This window comes from Streptomyces sp. NRRL S-378 (assembly GCF_000720645.1).
Taxonomy (GTDB): Bacteria; Actinomycetota; Actinomycetes; order Streptomycetales; family Streptomycetaceae; genus Streptomyces.
In genome coordinates this window covers 25,238-50,368 of sequence record NZ_JOBX01000051.1, presented here as the reverse complement: position 1 = coordinate 50,368, position 25,131 = coordinate 25,238, and the positions used below count along the sequence as shown (strand labels likewise).

25 protein-coding genes and 2 pseudogenes are annotated in these 25,131 nt (G+C 71.9%); 19 read left to right on the top strand and 8 right to left on the bottom strand.

Annotated features, from left to right (window positions below; genetic code table 11):
- From IH80_RS0128975 to IH80_RS42740, 13 genes and pseudogenes are all read left to right on the top strand, one after another.
- Positions 1–323, top strand: a pseudogene (locus IH80_RS0128975) (hypothetical protein); the annotation flags it as partial.
- Positions 320–706, top strand: a pseudogene (locus IH80_RS46305) (cytidylyltransferase domain-containing protein); the annotation flags it as partial. The pseudogenes IH80_RS0128975 and IH80_RS46305, both read left to right, overlap by 4 nt.
- 372 nt (positions 707–1,078) lie before the next feature.
- On the top strand, positions 1,079–1,990 hold the full coding sequence (locus IH80_RS46300; RefSeq protein WP_030964419.1) for an N-acetylneuraminate synthase family protein: 912 nt from the start codon (positions 1,079–1,081) through the stop codon (positions 1,988–1,990).
- Positions 1,991–2,036: 46 nt separating this feature from the next.
- On the top strand, positions 2,037–3,212 hold the full coding sequence (locus IH80_RS0128965; protein ID WP_030964418.1) for a hypothetical protein: 1,176 nt from the start codon (positions 2,037–2,039) through the stop codon (positions 3,210–3,212).
- Between the two features lie 137 nt (positions 3,213–3,349).
- The gene (locus IH80_RS0128960) at positions 3,350–4,594 is read left to right on the top strand and encodes an amidohydrolase (protein WP_030964417.1); all 1,245 of its coding nucleotides are present in this window, start codon (positions 3,350–3,352) and stop codon (positions 4,592–4,594) included.
- Between the two features lie 229 nt (positions 4,595–4,823).
- Positions 4,824–5,885, top strand: coding sequence for a BMP family lipoprotein (locus tag IH80_RS0128955; protein WP_030964416.1), 1,062 nt, complete (start codon positions 4,824–4,826; stop codon positions 5,883–5,885).
- A 211-nt stretch (positions 5,886–6,096) separates the two neighbouring features.
- Entirely contained in the window at positions 6,097–7,776 is a 1,680-nt protein-coding gene (locus IH80_RS0128950) for an ABC transporter ATP-binding protein (protein WP_030964415.1), read from the top strand.
- The gene (locus IH80_RS0128945; protein WP_030964414.1) at positions 7,773–8,888 is read left to right on the top strand and encodes an ABC transporter permease; all 1,116 of its coding nucleotides are present in this window, start codon (positions 7,773–7,775) and stop codon (positions 8,886–8,888) included. The genes IH80_RS0128950 and IH80_RS0128945 overlap by 4 nt, the downstream gene beginning before the upstream one ends.
- A complete protein-coding gene (locus IH80_RS0128940; protein WP_030964412.1) occupies positions 8,885–10,147 on the top strand; it encodes an ABC transporter permease in 1,263 nt (420 codons plus the stop codon). Before IH80_RS0128945 ends, IH80_RS0128940 begins: the two co-directional genes overlap by 4 nt.
- Positions 10,144–10,542 carry a cytidine deaminase gene (locus tag IH80_RS0128935; protein ID WP_030964411.1) on the top strand — a complete coding sequence of 133 codons (399 nt, stop codon included), beginning with the start codon at positions 10,144–10,146 and terminating at the stop codon, positions 10,540–10,542. Before IH80_RS0128940 ends, IH80_RS0128935 begins: the two co-directional genes overlap by 4 nt.
- 102 nt (positions 10,543–10,644) lie before the next feature.
- Positions 10,645–11,922 carry a thymidine phosphorylase gene (locus tag IH80_RS0128930; protein WP_030964409.1) on the top strand — a complete coding sequence of 426 codons (1,278 nt, stop codon included), beginning with the start codon at positions 10,645–10,647 and terminating at the stop codon, positions 11,920–11,922.
- Positions 11,923–12,003: 81 nt separating this feature from the next.
- Positions 12,004–12,138 carry a hypothetical protein gene (locus IH80_RS46955; protein ID WP_267883528.1) on the top strand — a complete coding sequence of 45 codons (135 nt, stop codon included), beginning with the start codon at positions 12,004–12,006 and terminating at the stop codon, positions 12,136–12,138.
- Between the two features lie 64 nt (positions 12,139–12,202).
- Complete coding sequence (locus tag IH80_RS42740) at positions 12,203–12,538, top strand: STAS domain-containing protein (protein WP_234432415.1); 336 nt, start codon at positions 12,203–12,205, stop codon at positions 12,536–12,538.
- Here the strand turns inward: IH80_RS42740 and IH80_RS0128920 are convergent.
- On the bottom strand, positions 12,425–13,435 hold the full coding sequence (locus tag IH80_RS0128920; RefSeq protein ID WP_030964408.1) for a sigma-70 family RNA polymerase sigma factor: 1,011 nt from the start codon (positions 13,433–13,435) through the stop codon (positions 12,425–12,427). The genes IH80_RS42740 and IH80_RS0128920 overlap by 114 nt on opposite strands.
- 190 nt (positions 13,436–13,625) lie before the next feature.
- Between IH80_RS0128920 and IH80_RS0128915 the strand changes: the two genes are divergently transcribed.
- Positions 13,626–14,963: an MFS transporter gene (locus IH80_RS0128915; protein WP_234432414.1), complete on the top strand. Its 1,338-nt coding sequence runs from the start codon at positions 13,626–13,628 to the stop codon at positions 14,961–14,963.
- Between the two features lie 2 nt (positions 14,964–14,965).
- Here IH80_RS0128915 and IH80_RS0128910 read toward each other — a convergent pair whose 3' ends face one another.
- Together IH80_RS0128910 and IH80_RS0128905 are read right to left on the bottom strand one after the other, a co-directional pair.
- Positions 14,966–15,679, bottom strand: coding sequence for a L,D-transpeptidase family protein (locus tag IH80_RS0128910; RefSeq protein ID WP_030964405.1), 714 nt, complete (start codon positions 15,677–15,679; stop codon positions 14,966–14,968).
- 90 nt (positions 15,680–15,769) lie between these two features.
- Positions 15,770–17,053 (bottom strand): MFS transporter, encoded by a 1,284-nt coding sequence (locus IH80_RS0128905; RefSeq protein WP_030964404.1) that lies wholly within the window; start codon positions 17,051–17,053, stop codon positions 15,770–15,772.
- A 62-nt stretch (positions 17,054–17,115) separates the two neighbouring features.
- On the opposite strand from IH80_RS0128905, the gene IH80_RS0128900 reads away from it, so the two are divergent.
- Entirely contained in the window at positions 17,116–18,117 is a 1,002-nt protein-coding gene (locus tag IH80_RS0128900) for a LysR family transcriptional regulator (protein WP_199819321.1), read from the top strand.
- Between the two features lie 66 nt (positions 18,118–18,183).
- The gene (locus tag IH80_RS0128895; protein WP_324609435.1) at positions 18,184–19,230 is read left to right on the top strand and encodes a hypothetical protein; all 1,047 of its coding nucleotides are present in this window, start codon (positions 18,184–18,186) and stop codon (positions 19,228–19,230) included.
- Here the strand turns inward: IH80_RS0128895 and IH80_RS0128890 are convergent.
- From IH80_RS0128890 to IH80_RS0128880, 3 genes are all read right to left on the bottom strand, one after another.
- Entirely contained in the window at positions 19,227–20,276 is a 1,050-nt protein-coding gene (locus IH80_RS0128890) for a helix-turn-helix transcriptional regulator (RefSeq protein ID WP_030964400.1), read from the bottom strand. The two genes, IH80_RS0128895 and IH80_RS0128890, sit on opposite strands and share 4 nt — an antisense overlap.
- Before the next feature lie 237 nt (positions 20,277–20,513).
- Positions 20,514–20,882: a cupin domain-containing protein gene (locus IH80_RS0128885; RefSeq protein WP_030964399.1), complete on the bottom strand. Its 369-nt coding sequence runs from the start codon at positions 20,880–20,882 to the stop codon at positions 20,514–20,516.
- 106 nt (positions 20,883–20,988) lie between these two features.
- Positions 20,989–21,723, bottom strand: coding sequence for an alpha/beta hydrolase (locus tag IH80_RS0128880; protein WP_078906790.1), 735 nt, complete (start codon positions 21,721–21,723; stop codon positions 20,989–20,991).
- A gap of 113 nt (positions 21,724–21,836) precedes the next feature.
- Here IH80_RS0128880 and IH80_RS0128875 point away from each other — a divergent pair, with 113 nt between their 5' ends.
- The 3 genes from IH80_RS0128875 (at position 21,837) to IH80_RS0128865 (ending at position 24,271) form a co-directional block, all read left to right on the top strand.
- A complete protein-coding gene (locus IH80_RS0128875; protein WP_030851223.1) occupies positions 21,837–22,985 on the top strand; it encodes an adenosine deaminase in 1,149 nt (382 codons plus the stop codon).
- Positions 22,986–23,124: 139 nt separating this feature from the next.
- Positions 23,125–23,373, top strand: a complete 249-nt coding sequence (locus tag IH80_RS0128870) for a hypothetical protein (RefSeq protein ID WP_030964396.1) — start codon at positions 23,125–23,127, stop codon at positions 23,371–23,373.
- 130 nt (positions 23,374–23,503) lie between these two features.
- Positions 23,504–24,271 (top strand): hypothetical protein, encoded by a 768-nt coding sequence (locus IH80_RS0128865; protein ID WP_234432413.1) that lies wholly within the window; start codon positions 23,504–23,506, stop codon positions 24,269–24,271.
- Positions 24,272–24,283: 12 nt separating this feature from the next.
- Here IH80_RS0128865 and IH80_RS0128860 read toward each other — a convergent pair whose 3' ends face one another.
- The gene (locus IH80_RS0128860) at positions 24,284–24,484 is read right to left on the bottom strand and encodes a PspC domain-containing protein (RefSeq protein WP_030964393.1); all 201 of its coding nucleotides are present in this window, start codon (positions 24,482–24,484) and stop codon (positions 24,284–24,286) included.
- A 39-nt stretch (positions 24,485–24,523) separates the two neighbouring features.
- On the bottom strand, positions 24,524–25,093 hold the full coding sequence (locus tag IH80_RS0128855) for a VanZ family protein (protein ID WP_037881375.1): 570 nt from the start codon (positions 25,091–25,093) through the stop codon (positions 24,524–24,526).
- Positions 25,094–25,131 lie beyond the last annotated feature (38 nt).

Below are 25,131 nucleotides of genomic sequence, written 5' to 3'. Positions count from 1 at the left end.
CCCACGACCCCCACACCCACACCCCCCACGACCCCTACGCCCTCGCCCGTGCCAAGATCGCCGGGCTGCTCGCCGCGGCCCGGCTGCCCGCGCCCGCGCCGTACTACACGCTCACCACCGCCCCCGGGTACCTGCCCGGCATCCTCGCCCGGCACCGCCTCGCCCCGGACGGCACCCCGCAGCCCGGCGCCGCACGGCCGGAGGCGGGGGAGTCCCGGCTGCGCCGTCGGCTCCGCACCCATCTGCGCGAGGCCGCCCGCGGGGTGTACCGGCACGGGGTGCAGCGCGTCGCCCCGGTGATCCGCCGACTGGGGGAGCTGTGAGGGTCCTCGCCGTCGTCCCCGCCCGCGGCGGCTCCAAGGGGGTCCCCGGCAAGAACCTCGCCGAGGTCGCCGGCACCCCGCTCGTCGCCCGCGCCGTCCTGGCCTGCCGGGCCGCGCCGACCGTCACCGACGTGGTGGTCTCCACCGACTCCGAGGCCATCGCCGGGGCCGCCCGCGCCGCGGGCGCCGACGTGATCGCCCGCCCCACCGCACTCTCCGGCGACACCGCGAGCAGCGAGGCCGCCGTCCTGCACGCGCTCTCGGCCTTCGAGGAACTGCACTCGCTCACCGTGGACGTGGTCCTCCTCGTCCAGTGCACCAGCCCCTTCCTCGCGGCCTCCGACGTCGAGTCGGTCGCCGCGGCCGTCGCCTCCGGGGCGGCCGACTCGGCCCTGACCGTGGCCCCCTTCCACGGCTTCCTCTGGCGGGACGACCCCGACGGCTCCGGGACCGGCGTCAACCACGACCCGGCGTACCGGCCCCGCCGCCAGGACCGGCCGCAGGACCTGCTGGAGACCGGCGCCGCCTACGCCATGGACGCCGCCGGCTTCCGCACCGCCCGCCACCGCTTCTTCGGCCGCACCGTGCCCGTCCCCACCGACCCCGCCCGGGTCCTGGAGATCGACGACCCGCACGACCTGGCCCGCGCCCGGCTCCTCGCCCCGCTGCTCGACCCGCGCCCCGGCGCCCCCGCCGACCCGCAGCCCACACCCCTCGCCCCCCGTACACCCCCGCACCGAAGGACGCCCCCTGCCATGACGACCTCCCTCCCCGACCCGCGCCTGCGTCCCTTCGGAGCGCGCACCGCCGGCCCCGGCCGCCCCGTCTACGTCGTCGGCGAGATCGGCATCAACCACAACGGCGACCTCGGCAACGCCTTCGCCCTCATCGACGTCGCCGCCGAGGCCGGATGCGACGCCGTGAAGTTCCAGAAGCGCACCCCGGAGATCTGCACCCCGCGCGACCAGTGGGACATCGAACGCGACACCCCCTGGGGCCGGATGACCTACATCGACTACCGCCACCGGGTCGAGTTCGGCGAGGACGAGTACCGCGCCATCGACGAGCACTGCGCCAAGCGCGGCATCGACTGGTTCGCCTCCCCGTGGGACACCCAGGCCGTCGCCTTCCTGGAGAAGTTCGACGTCCCCGCCCACAAGGTGGCCTCCGCCTCCCTCACGGACGACGAACTGCTGCGCGCCGTGCGCGCCACCGGCCGCACCGTCGTCCTGTCCACCGGCATGTCCACCCCGCAGCAGATCCGCCACGCGGTCGAGGTCCTCGGCAGTGCGAGCATCCTCCTCTGCCACGCCACTTCGACGTACCCGGCCAAGGCCGAGGAGCTCAACCTGCGGGTCATCGACACCCTGCGCGACGAGTACCCCAACGTCCCGATCGGCTACTCCGGCCACGAGACGGGCCTGCAGACCACCCTCGCCGCCGTCGCCCTCGGCGCCACCTTCGTCGAGCGCCACATCACCCTCGACCGCGCCATGTGGGGCTCCGACCAGGCCGCCTCCGTGGAGCCCGGCGGCCTGGCCCGCCTGGTCCGCGACATCCGCACCATCGAGACCGCCCTCGGCGACGGGGTCAAGCGGGTCTACGAGTCCGAGCTCGGCCCCATGAAGAAGCTCCGCCGCGTCCGCGGCGAGCTGGCAGCCGTCTAGGGAGCGTCCGGCGCGCACCGGTCCCGCCCCACGAGAAGGAGTACGTGTGAGCACCTCCGCCTCCACCCTGGCGTTCGTCGAGAGCCCGGTCCAACTCCTCAACGTGCTCGAATGGGCCTACGCGCGCGGCACCGCCGCCGACAGACCGCTGGACGGCGTCCCGAGCCAGCGCGGGCGCCGGGCCGCCGGGCGGGCGGCGGACCCCGGCCCCCGCCCGGCGGACACGCCGGCACCCGTGCGGATCGTCGTCCTGCCGCCCACCGACCCCATGTCCCGCGGCCAGCTGCGCCGGATGGCGGCACTGGCCCGGGACGAGGGGTGCGACGTGCAGTGGCAGGAGGCGCGCGGCAGCCGACTCGCGCCGCTGCGGGCGCTCGCCGCCCTGGCGGGCGACGTCCGCGCGGCGCGCACCGTCGTCATCGGTGACCCCTTCTCGCGCTACGTCCAGCTCCTGCTCACGCTGGTGCGCGCCGAGGAGCTCGTCGTGGTCGACGACGGCACCGCCACGATGGAGTTCGTCGCGCAGACCGCCCGCGGCGAACGCCTCGTCCGCTGGCACCGGGTCGGCGGCGGAGGGCTGCCCGGCCGCGTCCGCGAGCTGGCGTACGCGCCCGTCTCGGCGGCCGCCCGGCGCCGCTTCGTCCCGGACCGCACCGCCGGCCCCGGGGCGGCGCGCCGCGTCGAGCTGTTCACCTCGATGCCGGTCGCCCCGCACGGCGGGATGACGCTGCGGGCCAACGAGTTCGCCTGGACCCGCGCCCGCTTCGGCCCGCCCCGGCTGACCAGGGGCACCGACCTCGTCGGCACCTCGCTCGTGGAGACCGGAGTGGTGGACCCGGACCGCTACCTGGACGCGGTGCGCTCCCTCACCCTGGAGCACGGTGCCACCCGCTACTTCGCCCACCGCCGCGAGTCCCCGGAGAAGCTGCGCGCGCTGAGCCGGGCGACCGGGCTGGAGATCGTACGCCCGGACCTGCCACTGGAACTGATCGCCCGTCGGGGTCCGGTCGGCCGGACGATCCTCAGCTTTCCGTCCACGGTCGTCCACACCCTGCCGTACGCCCTGACCGGTACAGGTGTCACCGTCGCCGTATGCGATGTGGACCCGGACTGGCTCACCGGCTCCGCCTCCCCGCGCGCCCGCAGCTTCCTCGCGGGGGTCACCGACACCGCCCGTGATGTGCACAGACTGCCTGCCCAGGCGGCGCCCAGGGCCGGATGAGCGCGCGAGTTTACCCCCGCGCTCACCCGGTCATGCGTCCAGAGGCTGGGTTTCTTTCCCCTAACGGCATGAACTTTTCGTGATCCCCGGCCAGTTGACCCATCCGTGCGCCTACCCTTCAACGGGTGAACCAGTTGATGTCCCGCGAGTCCCAGACCCTCCAGCCCGTCGCGTCCGACCGGCCCGAGCTGCCCGGCAAACTTCCGGACCACCTGCGCACCGAACTGATCGCCTTCCGCCGGGACTTGCACATGCACCCGGAGCTCGGACACCAGGAATTCCGCACCACCGCGGCGATCAAGGCCAGGCTCGAGAAAGCCGGCCTTCGACCACGGGTCCTGAAGTCCGGCACGGGCCTGATCTGTGACGTGGGTACCTGGGACGGGGGCCGGCCGATGCTGGCCCTGCGCGCGGACATCGACGCCCTGCCCATTCCCGACACCAAGACGCACGTCTCGTACCGCTCGACCTTCCCGGACCGCGCCCACGCCTGCGGCCACGACGTGCACACCGCCGTCGTCCTCGGCGCCGGCCTCGTCCTCGCCGAGCTCGACCGGCAGGGTCTCCTGCCGCGGCCCGTGCGGCTGCTCTTCCAGCCCGCCGAGGAGGTGCTCCCCGGCGGGGCCACCGACGCGATCGAGTCCGGGGTGCTGGACGGCGTGGGCCGGATCGTCGCCGTGCACTGCGACCCCCGGGTCGACGCCGGCCGGATCGGACTGCGGCCCGGCCCCATCACCTCCGCCTGCGACCGGCTGGAGGTCACCCTCACCGGCTCCGGCGGGCACACGGCGCGGCCGCACCTGACCACCGACCTGGTGACCGCCGCCGCCCGGGTGGCCGTCGACGCCCCCGCCCTGCTCGCCCGCCGGATGGACGCCCGCTCGGGCATGTCCGTCACCTGGGGCCGGATCGAGGCCGGGCACGCCTGCAACGTCATCCCGATGCATGCCGAGCTGTCCGGAACCGTTCGGTGCCTGGACCTGGCGGCCTGGCACGAGGCCCCGGACATGATCCACGCGGCGATCGACGAGATCGCGACGATGCACGGGGCCAAGTTCGAGATCAACCACGTGCGCGGCGTGCCGCCGGTGGTCAACGATCCGGTGATCACCGAGCTGCTGCGCGAGGCGATGGGGGCCCGCTGCGGGGCCGAGTCGGTCGAGGACACCGAGCAGAGCCTGGGCGGGGAGGACTTCTCCTGGTTCCTGGAGCACGTTCCGGGTGCCATGGCACGCCTGGGAGTGCGCGCGCCGGGCGACACCGCCAAGCGGGATCTGCACCGCGGGGACTTCGATGTGGACGAGGACGCGATCGCCGTCGGCGTCGAGTTCTTCACCGCCGCTGCCTTGATCGACGGCCGCCGTACGCCGCCTTCCAGGTAGCGATCGGGCCCCGCCCTCTACAACATCGGCGAGCCTCTCGGCGGACGCGTCCAGCCCTTGGTACACAAGGGCTGGACGCGTTGGCAGTTACCGATCGGTCACTGTCCGGTTCACGACGATCCGATAACGACTCATGAACGGGCCTTTAACTGACATCTACGCGCGTTACGATCGCCGCGAAACCAGCGCCGGTCGTGGCGCTTCGGTCAGGTTTTGAAGGAGCCTCCCCTTGCGCCGGATCACCAGGATCGCCACCGTGGGCATCGCGTCCGCGGCGCTGGCCCTCTCGGCCACCGCCTGTGGCGGTAAGAAGTCCTCTGACGCTGCCGCCTCCCCCTCGGAGTCGGGCGGTCAGAAGTCCGCAGCCATCGCGTACGACATCGGTGGCCGCGGCGACCAGTCGTTCAACGACGCCGCCTACGCCGGTCTGAAGAAGGCCGAGACGGACCTCAAGATCAAGGGCGCCGAGGCGGAGCCCACCGACGGCGAGGGCGAGGCCGACAAGGTCCAGCGCCTCACCGAGCTGGCCCGCAAGGGCAACAACCCGGTCATCGGCGTCGGCTTCGCCTACGCCCCGGCCATCAAGAAGGTCGCGCCGAAGTTCCCGAACACCACGTTCGGCATCATCGACGACACCTCGGTGACCGGCCCGAACGTCGCCAACATGGTCTTCAACGAGGAGCAGGGCTCCTACCTGGCCGGCGTCGCCGCCGCCAAGGCGTCCAAGACCGGCACGGTCGGCTTCATCGGCGGTGTCGAGGTTCCGCTGATCAAGAAGTTCGAGGCGGGCTTCACCCAGGGCGTCAAGGACACCAACCCGAACGCCAAGGTGCTCTCCGCGTACCTGACCCAGCCGCCGAACTTCGACGGCTTCGCCAAGCCCGACCTCGGCAAGGCCGCCGCGCAGGGCCAGCTCGACGCGGGCGCCGACGTGATCTACGCCGCCGCCGGTCTCGCCGGTTCCGGTGCCATCGAGGCCGCGTCCGCCAAGGGCAAGTGGGCCATCGGCGTCGACTCCGACCAGTACAACCAGGCCGGTCTGGCGAAGTACAAGGACTCCATCCTGACCTCGGTCACCAAGGACGTCTCGGACTCCGTCTTCAACCTGATCAAGTCGGTCGAGGACGGCAAGCCCACCACCGGTGAGATCCGCTACGGCCTGGACAAGGACGGCGTCGGCCTGGCCGACTCCAACCCGAAGTACAAGGAGATGACCGACGTCATCGCCGCGGTGGAGAAGGCCAAGGCCGACATCATCGCCAAGAAGATCACCGTCAAGACCGCCCCGTAAGGCAGTCTGCGACATGTAGTCCTGGGTCTCCGGGGTCCGGGAAGCGATCGACATCGCTCCCGGGCCCCGAGCCTCATTCTGTGATCACTAGTCTGTGACCAAGCAGCCTTCGTGGCCGCGAGTTTTCACTTCCGACAGTGCTACGCGCGTAGAAGCATCGTGGACGCGATACTTTCACTCCCCGCCCTGTCCTCCCTGCCTTCCGCTCCTTTTGCGCCAAGGAGAGTGCGTCATCAACGCGTCCAGCCCGCCCCCCGCCGTAGAACTGCACGGCATCACAAAGCGCTTCCCCGGCGTCGTCGCCAACAAGGACATCGCGATCACCGTCCGCAAGGGCACGGTCCATGCCCTGATCGGTGAGAACGGCGCCGGCAAGTCGACTCTGATGAAGATCCTCTACGGCATGCAGAAGCCGGACGAGGGCACCATCGCCATCGACGGGGAGCAGGTCGCCTTCCACACGCCCGGCGATGCCATCGCCCGCGGCATCGGCATGGTGCACCAGCACTTCATGCTCGCCGACAACCTCACCGTCCTGGAGAACGTGGTTCTCGGCGGCGAGAAGCTGTACGGCATCGGCGCCAAGGCCCGTAAGAAGATCATGGAGATCTCGGACGCGTACGGCCTGGGCGTGCGCCCCGACGCCCTCGTCGAGGACCTCGGCGTTGCCGACCGCCAGCGCGTGGAGATCCTCAAGGTCCTCTACCGCGGCGCGAAGATCCTCATCCTCGACGAGCCGACCGCAGTGCTCGTGCCGCAGGAGGTGGACGCACTCTTCGACAACCTGCGCGAGCTCAAGTCCGAGGGTCTGACCGTCATCTTCATCTCGCACAAGCTGGGCGAGGTGCTGAAGGTCGCCGACGACATCACCGTCATCCGGCGCGGCACCACGGTCGGCACCGCCGACCCCAGGACCGCCACCCCCAAGCAGCTCGCCGAGCTGATGGTCGGTGCGGAGCTGCCGTCGCCCGAGACCCGCGAGTCCACGGTGACCACCACCCCGATGCTGCAGGTGACGGGCCTGACCATCGCCGCCTCCGACGCCGTCGTCGCCGAGCCGGAGGTCCTGGTGCCCGCCGGCGCCCCGGACTCCGCGACCCTGGAGAAGGCCGAGGCCGGCCGTCTCCTCCTGGACGACGTCAACCTCACCATCCACAAGGGCGAGATCCTCGGCATCGCCGGTGTCGAGGGCAACGGCCAGACGGAACTGATCGAGGCCCTCATGGGCATGATGGCCCCCGACGCGGGCGTCATCACCCTCGACGGCGCGGACATCACCAAGATGTCGGTGCGCAAGCGCCGTGAGGGCGGCATCGGCTACATCCCCGAGGACCGTCACCGCCACGGCCTGCTGCTGGAGTCCCCGCTCTGGGAGAACCGCATCCTCGGCCACGTCACCGAGGCGCCCAACTCCAAGAAGGGCATCCTCGACCCGAAGGCGGCCCGCAAGGACACCGAGCGGATCGTGCGCGAGTACGACGTCCGCACGCCCGGTATCGACGTCACCGCGGCCTCGCTCTCCGGCGGCAACCAGCAGAAGCTGATCGTCGGCCGCGAGATGAGCCACAACCCGAAGTTCCTCATCGCCGCCCACCCCACCCGCGGTGTGGACGTCGGTGCGCAGGCGCAGATCTGGGACGCGATCCGCGAGGCCCGTCGCGAGGGCCTGGCCGTGCTGCTGATCTCCGCCGACCTGGACGAGCTCATCGGCCTGTCCGACACCCTGCGCGTGATCTACCGCGGCCGCCTGGTCGCGGACGCCGACCCGGCGACCGTCACCCCCGAGGAGCTCGGCACCGCCATGACGGGCGCCGCCACGGGGCACCTGGAAGCAACCGACAACCACTCCGCCGCTGCCGACGGTGACACGACGGAGGACGAGGCCCGATGAAGAAATTCGACAAGGACCGGCTGCTGCTCGCCATCGCCGGGCCCCTGCTCGCGCTGCTCAGCGCGTTCGTGCTGACCATGATCGTGCTGGCGGCGACGGGCATCAACCCGATCGAGCCGCTGCGCATCATGGTCGAGAACGGCGGCTACGAGGACGTCCAGATCCTCATCGTCAACCAGGCCGGCACGTACTACCTGGCAGCCCTGGCCGTCGCCATCGGCTTCCGGATGAACCTCTTCAACATCGGCGTCGACGGCCAGTACCGCCTCGCCGCGATGATCTCCGCCGTGGTCGGTGGCGCCATCGCGCTGCCCGGCCCGCTGCACATCCTGCTGATCGTGGTCGTCGCCATGCTGACCGGTGCCTTCTGGGCCGGTATCGCGGGTGTCCTCAAGGCCAAGCGCGGCGTGAGCGAGGTCGTCTCGACGATCATGCTGAACGCCATTGCGACCAGCCTCATCGCCTGGCTGATCCTGCCGAAGAACCTCGGTGTGCAGGTGGAGGGCTCCAACGACCTCACCACCGGTGAGATCGCCCAGTCCGGCTGGTTCCCGGCCCTGTCCATGGGCGACTCGGGCGAGATCTACGGCTTCACCTTCATCGCCTTCGCCCTCGGCGTCGTGTACTGGTTCGTGCTCAACCGCACCCGCTTCGGCTTCGACCTGCGCGCCAGCGGCGCCAGCGAGTCCGCCGCCGCGGCCTCCGGTGTCGACTCCAAGAAGATGATCATCACCGCCATGCTCATCTCCGGCGCCGTCGCCGGCCTGTCCGGCATGCCCGTGCTGCTCGGCGAGAGCCACACCTACACCCTCGTCTTCCCCGTGGGTGTGGGCTTCACCGGCATCACCATCGCCCTGCTCGGCCGCAACAGCCCCATCGGCATCTTCTTCGCCGCCCTCCTGATGGCCTTCATCGACAAGGCGTCGGCCGGCCTCGACACGGCCGGCTACGCCAAGGAGATCGGCACGATCATGAAGGGCCTGATCGTGATCGCGGTGGTCGTCTCCTACGAGCTCATCCGCCGCTACGGCATCCGGCGCCAGCAGCAGAAGGTCGGCGAGGAGCTGGCCGCGGGCCACGCCATGAAGACCGAGAAGGAGGTCGCGGCGTGAGCGCCAGCACCGTTTCCACGAAGAAGGCGGCGCCCGCCCCGGGCGGCCGCAAGAAGCTCACCCTGCCCTGGATCCTGCTGATCATCGCGGGTGGCCTCGCACTGGTCTCGCTGGTCCGCGTGATCTCCGGGGCCGACGACCTGACCTCCATCGGCCAGGTCTCCGGCGCCCTCTCCCTCGCCGTGCCGATCGGCCTCGCCGGTCTCGGCGGTCTGTGGGCCGAGCGCGCGGGCGTCGTCAACATCGGCCTCGAAGGCATGATGATCCTCGGCACCTGGTTCGGTGCCTGGGCGGGCTACCAGTGGGGCCCCTGGACCGGTGTCCTCGTCGGCATCGCAGGCGGCGCCGTCGGCGGCCTGCTGCACGCGATCATCACGGTCACGTTCAACGTCAACCACATCGTCTCCGGTGTGGCCATCAACATCCTGGCGCTGGGCTTCACGCAGTACCTGTCGAACTTCACGTTCGCCGAGGCGCCGGGCGGCTCCTCCAAGCAGTCCCCGCAGGTCGAGCCGATCACCAAGATCACCATTCCGGGGCTCTCGGACTGGATGGCCGACCTCCAGGGCAAGCACTGGTTCTTCGTCTCGGACCTCGCCGGCGTCATCGGCGGCCTGATCACCGAGATCTCGCTGCTGACCATCGTGGCCCTGCTGCTGATCCCCGCCACCTGGTGGGTGCTGTGGCGGACCTCCTTCGGTCTGCGCCTGCGCTCCTGCGGTGAGAACCCGATCGCCGCCGAGTCCCTCGGCGTCAACGTCTACAAGTACAAGTACATCGCCGTGATCGTCTCCGGCGCCCTCGCGGGCCTCGGTGGCGTGTACCTCTCCGAGGTCGCCAGCCCCATCTACCAGGAGGGCCAGACCGGCGGCCGCGGCTACATCGGTCTCGCCGCGATGATCTTCGGTAACTGGATGCCGGGCGGCATGGCGCTGGGCGCGGGCCTGTTCGGCTTCATCGACAGCCTCAAGCTGCGCGGTGGCGCCGAGAACGTCCACGCGATGCTGCTGCTGATCGCGATCCTGCTGGTCATCGTCTGCGTCTGGCAGCTCTACAAGAAGAAGTACATCCAGGCCGGCATCTCGGCGGTCTTCGCCGTGCTGCTGTTCGTCTGGTACGTGACGACGGACGCGGTGCCGAGCCAGTTCGTCGACGCGGCCCCGTACCTGACCACGCTGCTCGTGCTCGCCCTGTCGGCGCAGCGCCTGCGGATGCCCAAGGCGGACGGCATGCCGTACCGCAAGGGCCAGGGCAAGTGACCGCGGAGCACGCGGTGGACTGGGAAGTCCTGCGGACGCACGCCCGGGAAGCGATGACCCGGGCGTACGCCCCCTACTCGGGCTTCCCGGTCGGGGTCGCCGCCCTCGTGGACGACGGCCGCGTCGTGACCGGCTGCAACGTCGAGAACGCGAGCTACGGGCTGGGCCTGTGCGCCGAGTGCGGCCTGGTCTCCTCCCTCCAGGCGACGGGCGGCGGCCGCCTCACGCACTTCACGTGTGTGGACGGCAAGGGCGAGGTCCTCGTCCCGTGCGGGCGCTGCCGACAGCTGCTGTACGAGTTCGGCGGCGACGAGCTGCTGGTGGAGACCCCGGCCGGGGTCCTGCCGCTCGCGGCGATGCTGCCGCAGGCCTTCGGGCCCGATCACCTGAGATAGCCGTGCCGACGGCCCTTCGCCCCTGCCGGGCGGAGGGCCGTCGCACTTCCGTTTCCCGAACCCCTCTCTCCCTCTCTCTATGCGCGTAGAAGGAAGCACTTCATGGACGTCATCTCCGTCATCCGGACCAAGCGGGACCGCGGTGAGCTGAGCCCCGAGCAGATCGACTGGGTCATCGACGCCTACACCCGCGGCGTCGTGGCGGACGAGCAGATGTCCGCGCTGGCCATGGCCATCCTGCTGAACGGCATGAACCGGACCGAGATCGCCCGCTGGACCGCCGCGATGATCGCCTCCGGCGAGCGCATGAACTTCGACGCCCTCTCCCGTCCGACCGCCGACAAGCACTCCACCGGCGGCGTCGGCGACAAGATCACCCTTCCGCTGGCCCCGCTCGTCGCCGCCTGCGGCGCCGCCGTGCCGCAGCTGTCGGGCCGCGGCCTCGGCCACACCGGTGGCACCCTCGACAAGCTGGAGTCCATCCCCGGCTGGCGCGCGCTGCTCTCCAACGAGGAGATGATGCGCGTCCTGGACACCACCGGCGCGGTCATCTGCGCGGCCGGCGACGGGCTCGCCCCGGCCGACAAGAAGCTCTACGCGCTGCGCGACGTCACCGGCACCGTCGAGGCCATCCCGCTGATCGCCTCCTCGATCATGTCGAAGAAGATCGCCGAGGGTACGGGCTCGCTCGTCCTGGACGTGAAGGTCGGCTCCGGCGCCTTCATGAAGAACATCGAGGACGCGCGCGAGCTGGCCCGCACCATGGTCGGTCTCGGCACCGACTCGGGCGTCAAGACCGTCGCGCTCCTGACGGACATGTCCACCCCGCTCGGCCTGACCGCCGGCAACGCCCTCGAAGTCCGCGAGTCGGTCGAGGTCCTCGCGGGCGGCGGCCCCGCCGACGTCGTCGAGCTCACCATCGCGCTGGCGAAGGAGATGCTGGACGCGGCGGGCATCAAGGACGCCGACCCGGCGAAGGCCCTGGCCGACGGCTCCGCGATGGACCACTGGCGCCGGATGATCGCGGCCCAGGGCGGCGACCCGGACGCGGCCCTCCCGGTCGCCCGCGAGCAGCACGTCGTCACCGCCCCGGAGTCGGGCGTGCTGACCCGCCTGGACGCGTACGGCGTCGGCGTCGGCGCGTGGCGCCTCGGCGCGGGCCGCGCCCGCAAGGAGGACCCGGTGCAGGCGGGCGCCGGCATCGAGCTGCACGCGAAGCCGGGCGACACCGTCACGGCCGGCCAGCCGCTGATGACCCTGCACACGGACACCCCGGAAAAGTTCGACTACGCCCTGGCGGCGCTGGACGGCTCCTTCGACATCGCCGCGGCGGGCACGTCCTTCTCCGCCACGCCGATCGTCCTGGACCGCATCGCCTGACCTGCGGCTTCCCCTTCGGGTGAACGGGACCGGTGGACCCCCACCGGTCCCGTTCGGCATGCTCGGATCGGTGACGAACCGATGGCGATCCACTTGTACGGCGAGCCGGCGAACGGTACCTACCGCCTGCTGTGGTCGGGCACGTTCGGCGAGACCGTCAAGCTTCCGGAGCCCTTCGCCGTGGCGATCGACACCTCCGCCTTCCCCCGGCCCTGAACCCGGTGCACCGGCAGGGGCGGTCTCGGCGATGAGTTCCGGCGGGTGGGGGAGTCATCCCCTCGTGGAGACCACCCGACTCGTGCTGCCCGGACCCGCCCCGACCGCGCGTGACGCCGCAACGCTGTGTGCGCGCCTGGCCCGCCTGTACGAGGACGGGGCCCGCGCGGTGGAGTGCGACGCGCGGGCCGTCACCGCGCCGGACCTGGGCGTCGTGGAGGTGCTGGCCCGGCTGCGGCTGACCGCGCGGGGGCGGCCGTTCCGGGTGGCCGGGGCCGCGCCCGCCCTACGCGCCCTGCTGGAACTCGTCGGACTCGTCGAGCTGCTCGGGGAGGCCGAAGAGCGGGAACCACCGGGCCGTGTCGAGGAAGGCGTTGAGGCCGACGATCCGGCCGTCTGAGACCTCCAGCACCTGCAGCGCCCACGGCGTGTGCCCGGGCCGGCCGTCCTCGCGCGGCCGGTACTGCCCGAAGGCCGGCATGCCGTTCGCGGTCGTCGGGATCAGGCGGGAGCCCTTGCAGCCGATGCCCTGGTTGAGGTGCCATGCCGCGATGTCCGCCTTGCCCTGCAGCCACAGGTCGAACGGCGGCATGGACAGGACGGCGTCCTCGTGCAGGAGCGTCGTCAGGCGCGAGATGTCGTACGACTCGAAGGCCGCGAGGTACTGCTTCAGCAGCTTCGCCTGCTCGGCGTCCAGCGGGTCGGCCGACTCGCTCGCGCGCACCCGCTGTCCGGCGAGCGTGGCCCGCGCCCGCTGGAGCGCACTGTTCACCGACGCCACCGTGGTGTCCAGCAACTGCGCGACCTCGTCAGCCTTCCAGGCCAGTACCTCGCGCAGGATGAGCACCGCGCGCTGCTTGGCCGGCAGGTGCTGGAGCGCGGCGACGAAGGCGAGCCGTACGGACTCCTTCGCGAGCGCCATCTCCGCCGGGTCCGCGGTCTGCGGCAGCACCCGGCCGTCCGGGACGGGCTCCAGCCAGGTCACCTCGGGCCGCTGGTTGAGAACGGCGGAGGACTGGTGCTGCGGCGCGGTCAGGTCCATCGGCCGGGCCCGCTTGTTCCCGGCGTTCAGCAGGTCCAGGCAGACGTTGGTGGCGATCCGGTAGAGCCACGACCGCAGCGAGGAACGGCCCTCGAACTTCTCGTGGCTGCGCCAGGCGCGGATGTAGGTGTCCTGCACCGCGTCCTCGGCGTCGAAGGCGGAACCGAGCATCCGGTAGCAGTAGCCCGTGAGCTCGACCCGGTAGCGGTCCATCGCCGCGTCGAGGTCGCTGCTGGTGGTGGCGAGGTCACTCATGGCGGTCCGTCCCCCTGACGTACGTGGCTCCTTCGGAACCTACCCGAGGGCACTGACAACGGCAGCCGGAAGTGCGGAGCAGCCCAGATCTATCGACATCAAGTATCTTGACGTCAAGATTATTGTGCGGCAGGCTTCCTGCGGTATCTCGACATCGAGATACCTGGACGGTGGACGGGGAGGTGCCGGAATGCGGCGTGGCGGGGAGATCCGGAAGGCGCGGCGGGGAGAGCGGGAACCCGGCCTGGTGGCGCAGCTGCGGCGGCCGCCCGGCGGCCGCGACGCACGGATCATGCTGCTCGCCCAGCTCCTGGACCGCGCCGGCACCGGCGTCTGGGCCGCAGCCTGTGTCCTCTACTTCACCTTCGTCATCGGCCTCGACGCCGGACAGGTGGGGCTGCTCCTCGGCGCGTCCGGGGTGGCGGGCATCGCCGGCTCGCCCCTGGCGGGCCACCTCGCCGACCGCTTCCCGGTGCGCTCCCTGCTGATCGGCGCCCACCTGCTGCGCCTGGTCACCCTCTGTCTACTGCTCGTCGTCACCGACTTCGCGCTCCTGCTGTGCGTCGTGGCCGTCACCCACCTGGGGGACCGGGCGGCCAAGACCCTGGAGATGCTGTTCGCCACCCGGGTCGCGGGCGAGCGGCGCGCCACCTACCAAGCGCTGTCGCGCAGTTCGGCGAACGCCGGCTACGCGCTCGGCGCGGGCCTCGCCGCCATCGGCCTCGCCGTCGGCACCCGCGGCGCCTACCACGTGCTCATCCTGGCCAACGCGCTGTCGTTCCTCGTGGCCGCCGCCCTGGTGTGGCGCACGCGGGAACCGCGCGGCCGCGGGCTTGTGGCCGCACCGTCACCCGTACCCGCCGCCGCCACCGCCACCGAGGCCCCGGCCCCGGCGGGGAGGCGGAGTCCCTGGCGGGACCGCGGCTACCTCCGGTTCGTCCTGCTCGACATCCCGATGAACCTCGACGACTCGATCCTGGGCCTCGGCATCCCGCTCTGGCTGGTGAGCCGCACCTCGGCGCCGCACGAGCTGATACCGGCCTTCCTGGTCATCAACACCGTGCTCGTCGTCGTCCTCCAGCTGCGCGTGTCGGCGAAGGTCCGCGACGCCCGCGGGGCGACGGGAGCGGTCGCCCTCTACGGGCTCACCACGCTCCTGTGCTGCGGCCTGCTGGCCGCCGCGACCGGTCGCGGCGCCTGGGCCGCCTCCGCCGCCCTGCTCGCCGCGGCGGTGCTGGCCACCGCGGCGGAGCTGATGCGCTCGGTGAGCTCCTGGGAGCTAGCCGTCTCCCTCGCGCCCCGGGAGGCGCGCGCCTCGTACCTCGGAGTGGCCGGCATGGCCCAGTCCGTCCAGAAGTCCGCCGGACCGCTGCTGCTGACGGGCGCGGTGATGGCCGCGGGCCCGGCGGGATGGCTGGCCCTCGGAACGGCGGTGGCGGGCCTGTCGCTCGTCCAACGGCGCTTCAGCCTGCGCCGGTTGGAGGAGCAGGCCGCCCCGGCCGCCATGCCCGCCTCCGCGTCCGCCTGAGGCTACGTACCGGGCTTGCGGCCGTACACGTAGACGTCCTCCCCCTTCCCGAGGAGGTTCCAGTACGCCTTCGCGTCGGCGGGCCGCATGTTCACGCAGCCGCCCGAACCGGGCGGGTTCCACATGCTCTTGGTGGTCGAGTGGAAGGCGATGCCGCGGTCGAAGAACTGCGCGTACGGCATCGACACGTCGTAGAGCGTCGACCAGTGGTCGATGCTGCGGAGGTAGATCTTCTTCGGGCCGGTCCGCGTCTCCGTGCCGTCCTTGCCCGTGCGGACCGGGACGGGGCCGTACTTGAGGGCGGAACCGTCCTGGATCCAGCTGAGCTGCCGCGTCAGGTCCACGCAGGCGATCCGCCCCCGGTCCACCGGGCAGTCACCCGCCCGGTTCGGGGTGCCGCCCGCCGCCCGCTGGGCCAGCATCGTGCTCATCACCTGCCAGGTCAGCGGCCCGGCGTAGCCCTGGGCCGGGCTGATCCCGTGGCTTCTCTGGAACGCCCGGACGGCCGTGCAGTCGGCCGCCGACTGCCTCCCGTCCACGGGCCGTCCCAGGAACATCTCCACCTGGCGCTGGTACGGCCCGGCGGACCGGTTGCAGGAGGCGGCCTCTGCCGTACCGCCTCCCGCGACCACCGCCAACGGCAGCGCCAGCGCCGCCGCTCCGCCCCACACCGCCGCGCGCCGCACCGACCGCCCGCGCGCCCTCCGCGTCCCCATCCGGTCCTCCCCTGCTCACCGCACTTCGTTCTCCGTGTTGAATGCCCGGAAAACGAGCAGGGGTTGCCTCCGGTGGAAGCGAAGTCCGCGTCAGCGCACGCCCGCTGCGCAAGCCGGTACGCGCCGCTGCGCGCGGGCCGCGTGCGTCCCGTACAAGGTGATCGACACGACGCCGAGCACCGCGAGGAGCGCGATGCCGACCGTGGCCGCCCAGCCGGCCTCGTGGTAGGCGAGGGCGCCGAGGGTGCCGCCCGCGCTGGAACCGAGGTAGTACGCCGACTGGTAGAGCGCGGAGGCCTGAGCGCGGCCCGTTTTCGCCGTCCGGCTCACCGCGGCCGAGGCCACCGCGTGCCCGGCAAAGAAACCGGCCGTGATCAGGACCAGCCCCAGCACGACCGTCACCAGGGAGTCCGCCAGCGACAGCAGCAGTCCCAGAGCCGTGGTGGTCACGGCCAGGTACAGCGCGCCGCGCCGCCCCGTACGGGCCACCAGCTTGCCGGCGGCCGCGGAGGAGACCGTGCCGACCAGGTAGATCAGGAAGATCGACCCGATCACGCCCTGGCCGAGCGAGAACGGCTCGTCCACCAGCCGGTAGCCGATCACCGTGTAGACCGCACCGAAGACCGTCATGAACAGCGCGCCGATCCCGTACAGCCGCAGCAGCAGCGGGTCGCGCAGATGACCGGCGACGGTACGGCCCACCGCGCGCGGGTTCAGCGACGCCGGGCGGAAGAACCTCGCCCGCGGCAGCAGCACCAGGAAGGTCACCGCGCAGACCAGCGCCATCACCGCGACCGCCGCCAGACCCGCGCGCCAGCCTCCCAGCTGCGCCGCCCAGCCGGTGACCAGGCGGCCGCTCATGCCGCCGATGGAGTTGCCCGCCACGAACAGGCCGATCGCGGCCACCAGCGCCCTGGGCCGGACCTCCTCCGCCAGGTACGCCATCGCCGAGGCCGGAATGCCGGCGATCGCCGCACCCTGCACGGCGCGCAGCACCACCAGCCACTCCAGGTTCGGCGCGAAGGGGACGAGGAGGGCGACACCGACGGCGACCGCCATCGACCAGGTCATCGTCCGGGTACGGCCGAACCGCTCGGAGAGCGCGCTGAGCGGGAGCACGAACAGCGCGAGGGCGCCGGTGGCCGCGGACACCGTCCAGCTGGCCTGACCCGCCGTCACCCCGAGGTCGTCGGAGATCGCGGGCAGCAGTGCCTGGGTGGAGTAGAGGAGGGCGAAGGTCGCCAGTCCGGCGGCGAAGAGCGCGAGGCTCATCCGGCGGTAGCCGGGGCGGCCGGGGGAGTGGGGTTCCGGTGCGGGGGACGACGCGGTGGAGGCACCCGGGATGACAGGTGCCCCGGTATGAACGGGAGGCATGCTTCGACGGTAGGCCCGTGTTTTTCATGCGTCCAATGCACAGAATCGCGATAATCGATCCACTGCTGCATCAGTCCAGGTCAGGAGCGTGGATGTCGACGAACCGTTACGTAGAAGACATGGCGGTGACAACCTCGCTGGCGCCCCGGCTGGCGTATTTCGTCGCCGTCGCCCGGCACGAGCACGTCACCCGCGCCGCCCAGGAACTCGGCGTGCCGCAGTCCACCCTGTCCCGGGCCATGGTTCGCCTCGAACAGCAGCTGGGCGTCTCCCTGTTCGCGCGCAAGGGCCGCACCGTCGCCCTCACCACGGCGGGCCGCACCTTCCTGGCCTCCGCCGAACAGGCCCTGGACGGCATCGCCCACGCCGCGGAGTCCGTCCAGCAGGACGCCGACCCGGCCTACGGCAAGGTCGCCTTCGGCTTCCTTCACACCCTCGGCCCCGAGACCGTACCCGGCCTCATCCGCGCCTTCCGCGCCGACCACCCGCGGGTGCGCTTCTCCCTCGTCCAGAACTACGGCGAGGCCATGCTGGAGAAGCTGCGCGCCGGCGAGCTCGACCTCTGCCTCACCTCGCCGCTCCCCGACGCCCCCGACCTCGTCGCCCGCCGCCTCGACGAACAGAGGCTGCGCCTGGTCGTCCCCGACGACCACCGCCTCGCGGGCCGCAAGCGCATCCGCCTCGCCGAGGCCGCGGAGGAAGCCTTCGTCACCCTGGAGGCCGGCTACGGCCTGCGCCGCATCACCGACGACCTGTGCGCGGAGGCCGGCTTCACCCCCCGCGTCGCCTTCGAGGGCGAGGAGGCCGAGACCCTGCGGGGCCTGGTCGCCGCCGGCCTCGGCGTGGCCCTGCTGCCACCGCCGGCCGTGGCCCGCCCCGGAGTGGTCGAGCTGAACGTCACCGCCCCGCGCGCCGTCCGCGAGATCGGCGTCGCCTGGCTCGACGGCCACCCCGACACCCCGCCGGTCGCCGAGTTCAAGCGCTTCCTCCTCTCCCGTCGCGGCCGCCTCATCCCGGAACTGGAACAGCCTGCCGCACAGGAGGGGCACCACCCCGAAAACTGATGGCCGTCCCCGGCTCCTCCGAGCAGAATCAGCAGGGTTGCCGGGGTCTGGGGAAGCTGTTTGGACGTGTTCGTGTGCGCGGGGTGCGGTACGGAGCTGACGGCCCCGGTCTCCCGGGTCGCCCTTCCCGACCACACCCACTACGGGGCGTGGGAGCGACTGCACCCGCCGCTGATGGAGCCGGCGACGTACGCCGTCGAACCCCGGCCCACCGGTCCGCCCTGGCGGTCGTGGGACGACGTGGGGGAGGACCTGGCGGCCGAACAGGGGGTGTACCTGCGGCAGTACGCCGTGTCCTTCGGTTCGCGGGACCGGGTCGTCATCGCGCCCGGCGACTCCCGCGGCACGGCCCTGATCCTCGACAAGTGCGAGGGCTACTGCATGGGCATCGACGGCCGTGACGGGCCCAACCTGGCGTGCGAGGGCTGCGGGCGCCCGGTGGCGACGCGCATGGACAACTGCGGGCTGTGGCAGACGGTGTGGCTGGAGGCCGACGAGGTCCGGCGCGTGCCCTCCGGCGCGCCCGCCGTCCCGGTCCCCGGCTGGGACGAGCTGGACCTGGAGGCCTGCGCCGTGGCGCCCGTCGAACTCGACGGCTCCTGGAGCTTCCGCTGGGAGGCCGCCGTCCCGGTGGCCCTCGCCCGCCTGGCGGTGGCCTGCGAGGGCCGCCCGGTGACGCTGCCGGGTCCCCTCGCCGACCTGGTCGGTGACGCCGTCGCCGGCTACCTGCCCGCAGGTCCGCCGGCCCTCACCGCGCGCCTCGCCGGGCCGGGGAGGCCCGCCCTCCCGCCCGGCGGCGACGTCCTCCTGGTACCCCGCCACCCCGTCACGGGGGAGCCGTGGCGGCCCCCGGACGGCACGGCGCCCGTGGTACCGCTGGACATCGGCGTCTGGGCCCACCTCGTGCTCCCGGGGGAGACCTCGCCGCTGCCCGCGACGGGCACGCTGCCGGACGGCGTGCTGCGCGACGACTACGTCCTGCCGCTGCGCCCCTGGCGCAGCTTCCACCCCCACGGCCGGGCCTTCAGGGACACCCTGGCCCACCTCCCCGACATCCGCCGCCCGGAGCTGCGCGCCTACTACGACCGGTACGGCGGGCCGGGGCCGTACTAGTCCGGCGGGGCGGCGGCCGGCGCGGGGTGCGGTGACAGCAAGTACCCGGCCTGGAACCGGGACTTGGCGCCCACCGCCCGCATGATCTCCGCGATGTGGCGCTGGCAGGTCCGCTCCGACATGCCGAGACGGCGCGCGATCACCTTGTCCTCCAGGCCCTCCGACAGCAGCCGTACGATCGTCTGCCGCAGCTCGTCCGAGATCGACCGCGCCGCCTCCGGGCTCACCGACGTGGGGAAGGGCTCCGCCCCCAGCCACGACCGCTCGAAGGCTGCGGTCATGAAGTGCACGACGCTCGGCTCGCGCACCACCAGCGCCGCCCCGCTGCGGTCCGGCACCGACATCAGCCCCGTGCGCCCGTCGAACACGAGCATCCGCATCAGCCCGTCGCCGAGCGTCCGCACCTGCGCGCCCAGCGCCGTCACCCGCTCCACGTACGCCGCCGTGGGCCGCGAGTACCGGGCGGTGTGCTGGTAGATCGTCCGCATCCGGACCCCGCGCGTCAGCAGCGACTCGTCCCGTCCGATCGACTCCTCCAGGGTCTCCGGGGGGCGGCCGCCCCCCGGCTGCGAGGTCAGCAGCTCCTGCTCGCACGCCGCGGCCAGCTCCGCGATCAGCCCCCGTACGGCACCGAGGTCCGTGACCAGCTCCAGGCGTCCCGCCCCGCTGAGGTCCCGGTGCGCGGTGCCCGCCTCGTACGCGGGCACGAGCGCCTCCAGCCGGCCCCGCAGCCGGTCCATCTCGTCGTGGGTCTCCCGTACGAGCAGGGCCAGCGGGGCCAGGGCCCGGGCCGCCGCCGCCCGCGGCGCCACCGCGCTCCACCGGTCCGGCCCACCGCCCGGCGCCCGCTGGAGCAGGTGCGCCGCGGCCAGCTCGGTGATCGCGGCGGCCGCGCGCACGCCGAGGGCCCGCGCGGCCTCGTCGGCGTGGAAGGCGTGCCGCTCGACGGCGTACGCGTACAGGCGCCGGGCGGCGGGGGACAGCTCCCCGGAGACACCGGCTGCCCCGGACGCCGCCCCGTGCGGTCCGGTTTCCTCGGCTGGCATGTGCCTATTCGTCCCTGTCTGGACCTGTTCGTAAACCCCTCGTGTTCCCGCAAGGCGGCAAGACGACGCCTGGGAGGACTCGTTCGGCACATGCCTGCCGGGCACAGTGGTCGCACGGCGTGAAGGGGGAGCACGGTCGCGCCGGTCCATCCGTGCCATCCGACCGAGAGGGGGCGGAACGGCGGGTACGGACGGACCGGCGTGCCTACGGGGACCGTCGCAGGACGGGAGGACCCGTCAGTCGGAGGGCTTCGCGTAGTCGGAGAAGCCGGTCCAGTCCAGTGTCACGCACGGCTCGTCGCCCACCACCCAGGCGTCGTGCCCGGGGTGCACCCGCATGTAGTCGCCGGGACCGAACTCGGCGCTCTCCCCGCCGTCCGTGACGACCTTCATGCGGCCGCTCACGACGTACCCGGTGTGGTCGGCCCGGCAGCTGTCCGTCCCGGCCAGCGGCTTGATGTGCTCCGACCACTTCCAGCCCGGCTCGAAGACGGCCCGTCCGACGGCGCCGTCCCCCGTGTCCACGAGATCCAGCCGGCCCATGCCGCCGACGAACGGCCTGGTCTCGTCCGGCTCGTCGAAGGTCCTGCGGTCGATCGCGGCCATGACGTATCGCCTCCGGGAATGGTGCGTGCGCCCCGAGTCCACTTCTCACGGTACGCCGCGGGCCCCCGGCGCGGAATGCGTCCCGGCCCGCGCCTCACCCTCCGCCTCACCCCCGCAGCGATCTCCCGAAACCCGAGGCCAGCGGCATCCTCAGACCCAGCGGCGGCGGCGCGGCCAGGGCGTCCGTCACGGGGCGCGAGTACCGCGCCGCCAAGACCGCGCCCAGGACGAAGTCCACGCCCAGTGCGACCACTTCCGCCTGGTGCTCGCGCAGCCCGTGGCCGTCCGAGTGCACCTCGAACCGGCACGTGGAGCGGTTCGCCTTCTTCGCCCGCTCCGCGAGGCGGAACGAGATCTCCGGGTCGCTGCGGGCGTCGTTCGTGCCGTGCACGATCAGCACCTGCCGCCCCGAGAGCTGTTTCACCGGTTCAGGGGAGCCGGAAGGCGCCCCCTCCACCAGGCAAGGGGCCAGTGCCAGAACCGAGTTGACGGCTTCGTGGCCCGCTGCCCGCAGGGCGGCCAGACCTCCCGCGTCATAGCCGGCCAGGCACACCGGTACGTCCCCGTACCGACGCACCGCCTCGTCCGCCGCCCACCGCGCCTGTTCCTCCCGCGGGGACTCCCCGCCGTGGACGACGGCGTGCGCGACCAGGCCGTCGGCGCCGCCCGCCCGGGCCAGCGCCCGCGCGAGCGGACGCAGGGGACCGGGGGAGAATCTGGACGCTCCGGGAAGCAGGAGCACCACCCCGTTGACCGGGCTTCGCGTGGGATCCGAGCCGGTTCTCGCGCCGGCCGCCCGCCCCAGGCGGGCCCCGCGCGCCGGCGGCGCATGCTGTGCCATGGCGGAACAGTCTCAGACCTTCGGGTGTACGCCATCCGTCCGCGCGGTCTCTGTTACATATCGACGCCCGCCGGGGACACCCCGCTCTACGCGCGTAGGAGTAGAGTGCGCAGATGACGAGCGAGACCCCGAACCTGCCGACCCCGGACCAGATCCGTCGTTCCCCCAAGGTGCTCCTGCACGATCACCTCGACGGTGGACTGCGTCCCGGGACCATCATCGAGCTGGCCCGCGAGGTCGGCTACGAGAACCTCCCCGAGACCGACGCCGACAAGCTCGGCATCTGGTTCCGCGAGGCCGCCGACTCCGGCTCCCTGCCGCGTTACCTGGAGACCTTCGCGCACACCTGCGCGGTCATGCAGACGAAGGCGGCCCTCTACCGCGTCGCCGCCGAGTGCGCCGAGGACCTGGCCGAGGACGGCGTCGTCTACGCCGAGATCCGCTACGCCCCCGAGCAGCACCTGGAAGCCGGCCTGACCCTCGAAGAGGTCGTCGAGGCCGTGAACGACGGCTTCCGCGAGGGCGAGCGCCGCGCCAAGGCCAACGGCCACCGCATCCGCGTCGGCGCCCTGCTGACCGCGATGCGCCACGCGGCCCGCGCGCTGGAGATCGCGGAGCTGGCCAACCGCTACCGCGACAACGGCGTCGTCGGTTTCGACATCGCCGGCGCCGAGGCCGGGTTCCCTCCCACCCGCCACCTCGACGCCTTCGAGTACCTCAAGCGCGAGAACAACCACTTCACGATCCACGCGGGCGAGGCCTTCGGCCTGCCGTCGATCTGGCAGGCACTGCAGTGGTGCGGTGCCGACCGCCTCGGCCACGGTGTGAAGATCATCGACGACATCGAGGTCGCCGAGGACGGCTCGGTCAAGCTGGGCCGCCTGGCCAGCTACGTCCGGGACAAGCGCATCCCCCTGGAGATGTGCCCGACCTCGAACCTGCAGACGGCCGCGGCCGCCTCGTACGCCGAGCACCCGATCGGTCTGCTGCGCAAGCTGCACTTCAGGCTCACGGTCAACACCGACAACCGCCTGATGAGCGGCACCAGCATGAGCCGCGAGTTCGAGCACCTCGTGGACACCTTCGGCTACACGCTGGACGACATGCAGTGGTTCACCGTCAATGCGATGAAGTCCGCGTTCATTCCTTTCGATGAACGACTGGCCATGATCAACGAGGTCATCAAGCCGGGCTATGCGGAGCTGAAGTCGGAATGGCTGTTCCGCCAGACCGCCTCCACCAGCGGTTCCGTCTCGGCGTAGGCCATGGCATGACGGACTGAAAGCGCCCGGGAGAGGCAATTTCCGGGCGCTTTCTCATATGAGCGGATGTTTGCGGGCGGGGGTTTGAAGTGACTAGTTTGCGGAGCCGCTCAATTCCCCGTCGCAAGGAATACCTTTCATGAAGCAGTCAGCTGCCAAGTTCCTCGGTGCCGCCGCCGTCGGCGCCGCCCTCGCCGCCGTCGCCGCCGGTACCGCTTCCGCCGCCGTTCCCGCCATCGGCATCACCGACGCGCTGGGCACCGCCACCGGCGCGCTCGAGGGCGTCACCAGCCAGCAGCAGATGAAGGCCGAAGAGGGGCAGCCGAGCGACCCCACCGCCGCGGTCACGGGTCTGCTGGGTCCGGTCACCGGCGCCCTCAACGGCTGACGCCGAAGCGAAAAGGCGAACGCGCGCACGGCGGTCGCACGCTCCTTCGACGAGGTGTGTGTGCCGCCGTGCGGTGTGCCACGATCACCACCAACTGCCCGCCGACGCACTGGGTATGAGGTTCTCGGTCATGCGCATGAAGGCACGAGCGACGTTGGTCGCGCTGGTCCCCGCCCTGCTGGTCGCCGCGGTGGGGTGCAGCAGCACGGACGCCCCCGCGACGGGCAGGTCCCCCGACCCCAAGGGGTCCGAGGCCGGCACCGGCGGCGCGCCCGGCGCCCCCGCGGCCTCCCCGGACCCGGGCGGATCGGCCCCGCCGAAGACCGGCGGCACCGCGCTGGAGCGGTCCGCGCTCGCCCAGGGCGACCTGCCCGGCTACCAGGTCTCCGCCCAGGGCAAGAACCCCAACGCACCGGACGGACAGCCGCAAGCCGACAAGAAGGCCTGCCAGCCGCTGGCCGACATCATGGGCGACAAGCCGGACCCCGCCGCGCGCGAGACCGTCAACCGGGGCATCGGATCCCAGAAGCAGGCGGGTCTCGCGGTCTCCGCCTCCGTCAGCTCCTACTCCGAGAGCGACGCCAAGGCACTGATGGCCCGGCTCAAGGCGGCCGTCGCGGCCTGCGGCACGGGCTTCTCCGCCACGGTCGACAAGCAGACCGGCAGTTACCGCGAGGTCCGCGCCACCGAATACCGCACGGCCGGCGACGAGAGCGTCAGCTGGACCACGACCGCGGCCGCCCAGGGCGTCTCGGCGCAGGTCCACCTCGTCGTCGTCCGCGAGGGCGACACCGTCGTGCGGCTGATGGCCCTCAACGTGGCGGGTGGTCAGCAGAAGGTCCAGGTGCCGCAGGAAGTGACCGACAAGCAGCTGGAGAAGGTCGGGAAGGCCGGCTGAGCGGCGGCCCCACTACCAGGCGGCCGAGGTGGACTTCTCGTTCGGCAGCAGCACCCACAGGGCGATGTAGATCAGGAACTGCGGGCCGGGCAACAGGCACGACACCGCGAAGATGGCGCGCATCGTGTTCGCGGACATTCCGAAACGCCGTGCGAGTCCGGCGCAGACTCCGCCGATCCAACGGCCGTCACGGGGGCGGACCAGGGCGCTCATGAGGTTCTCCTTCGTCAGGATCGCTTTCCTTGCGATGCCTCAATACTCCCGCTGGACCGCGGACAGGACGTCGGTCCACGGGCCGAGCCCGACCCTGGAAATCCTCGGGGTGTCCCCCTGATAAACGGCATGTGAGCGGCGCATCCGCGCCCGCAGCGCCGGTACGACGGCAGCGTGCGCCAGCAGCACGCCGAGGGTGTTGAGCAGCACCGAGTCCACGTCGACGACCCGGCCCGGGACCCCGCTCTGGAGCATCTCGATGCTCATCGAGACCAGCGCGCCCGCGGCGGTGGTCCGCGCCAGGGAGGACCACTGGGCCAGCCGCGACAGCCGGAGCCGCCCGCTGACGAGCGGTACCAGCACCCCGAGCGGGGCCAGCAGCGCGAGTCCCTCCCCGATCCGCCGGGTGGCCTCCAGCGGCCCGAGGGCGAGGTCGGCCCTGATCCCCTCCAGCGGGGACAGATTGCCGGCGGCGGCCCAGGGAACGTCGAGGGGGCGCAGGGTCAGCCAGCCGACGACCAGGAGATGGGCGGCGAGCAGGACCCCGGCCATCAGTCGCAGACGGAGGGGGATCGCGGTGGCGCCGGCGGGACTGCCGTCGGCCTCAATACGCTGCACACCTGCGAGGACGCACCACGTGGTAGCCC

Bases quoted from the DNA above. Each gene is read 5' to 3' on its own strand.
- IH80_RS0128920 (WP_030964408.1), bottom strand. From the start codon at position 13,435: ATGAGTGACCTCGCCACCACCAGCAGCGACCTCGACGCGGCGATGGAC.
- IH80_RS0128905 (WP_030964404.1), bottom strand. From the start codon at position 17,053: ATGCCTCCCGTTCATACCGGGGCACCTGTCATCCCGGGTGCCTCCACC.
- IH80_RS0128890 (WP_030964400.1), bottom strand. From the start codon at position 20,276: ATGCCAGCCGAGGAAACCGGACCGCACGGGGCGGCGTCCGGGGCAGCC.
- IH80_RS0128885 (WP_030964399.1), bottom strand. From the start codon at position 20,882: ATGGCCGCGATCGACCGCAGGACCTTCGACGAGCCGGACGAGACCAGG.
- IH80_RS0128960 (WP_030964417.1), top strand. From the start codon at position 3,350: ATGTCCCGCGAGTCCCAGACCCTCCAGCCCGTCGCGTCCGACCGGCCC.
- IH80_RS0128910 (WP_030964405.1), bottom strand. From the start codon at position 15,679: ATGGGGACGCGGAGGGCGCGCGGGCGGTCGGTGCGGCGCGCGGCGGTG.
- IH80_RS0128915 (WP_234432414.1), top strand. From the start codon at position 13,626: ATGCGGCGTGGCGGGGAGATCCGGAAGGCGCGGCGGGGAGAGCGGGAA.
- IH80_RS46955 (WP_267883528.1), top strand. From the start codon at position 12,004: ATGGCGATCCACTTGTACGGCGAGCCGGCGAACGGTACCTACCGCCTG.
- IH80_RS0128945 (WP_030964414.1), top strand. From the start codon at position 7,773: ATGAAGAAATTCGACAAGGACCGGCTGCTGCTCGCCATCGCCGGGCCC.
- IH80_RS0128865 (WP_234432413.1), top strand. From the start codon at position 23,504: ATGCGCATGAAGGCACGAGCGACGTTGGTCGCGCTGGTCCCCGCCCTG.
- IH80_RS0128930 (WP_030964409.1), top strand. From the start codon at position 10,645: ATGGACGTCATCTCCGTCATCCGGACCAAGCGGGACCGCGGTGAGCTG.
- IH80_RS0128875 (WP_030851223.1), top strand. From the start codon at position 21,837: ATGACGAGCGAGACCCCGAACCTGCCGACCCCGGACCAGATCCGTCGT.
- IH80_RS0128880 (WP_078906790.1), bottom strand. From the start codon at position 21,723: ATGGCACAGCATGCGCCGCCGGCGCGCGGGGCCCGCCTGGGGCGGGCG.
- IH80_RS0128860 (WP_030964393.1), bottom strand. From the start codon at position 24,484: ATGAGCGCCCTGGTCCGCCCCCGTGACGGCCGTTGGATCGGCGGAGTC.
- IH80_RS0128870 (WP_030964396.1), top strand. From the start codon at position 23,125: ATGAAGCAGTCAGCTGCCAAGTTCCTCGGTGCCGCCGCCGTCGGCGCC.
- IH80_RS46300 (WP_030964419.1), top strand. From the start codon at position 1,079: ATGACGACCTCCCTCCCCGACCCGCGCCTGCGTCCCTTCGGAGCGCGC.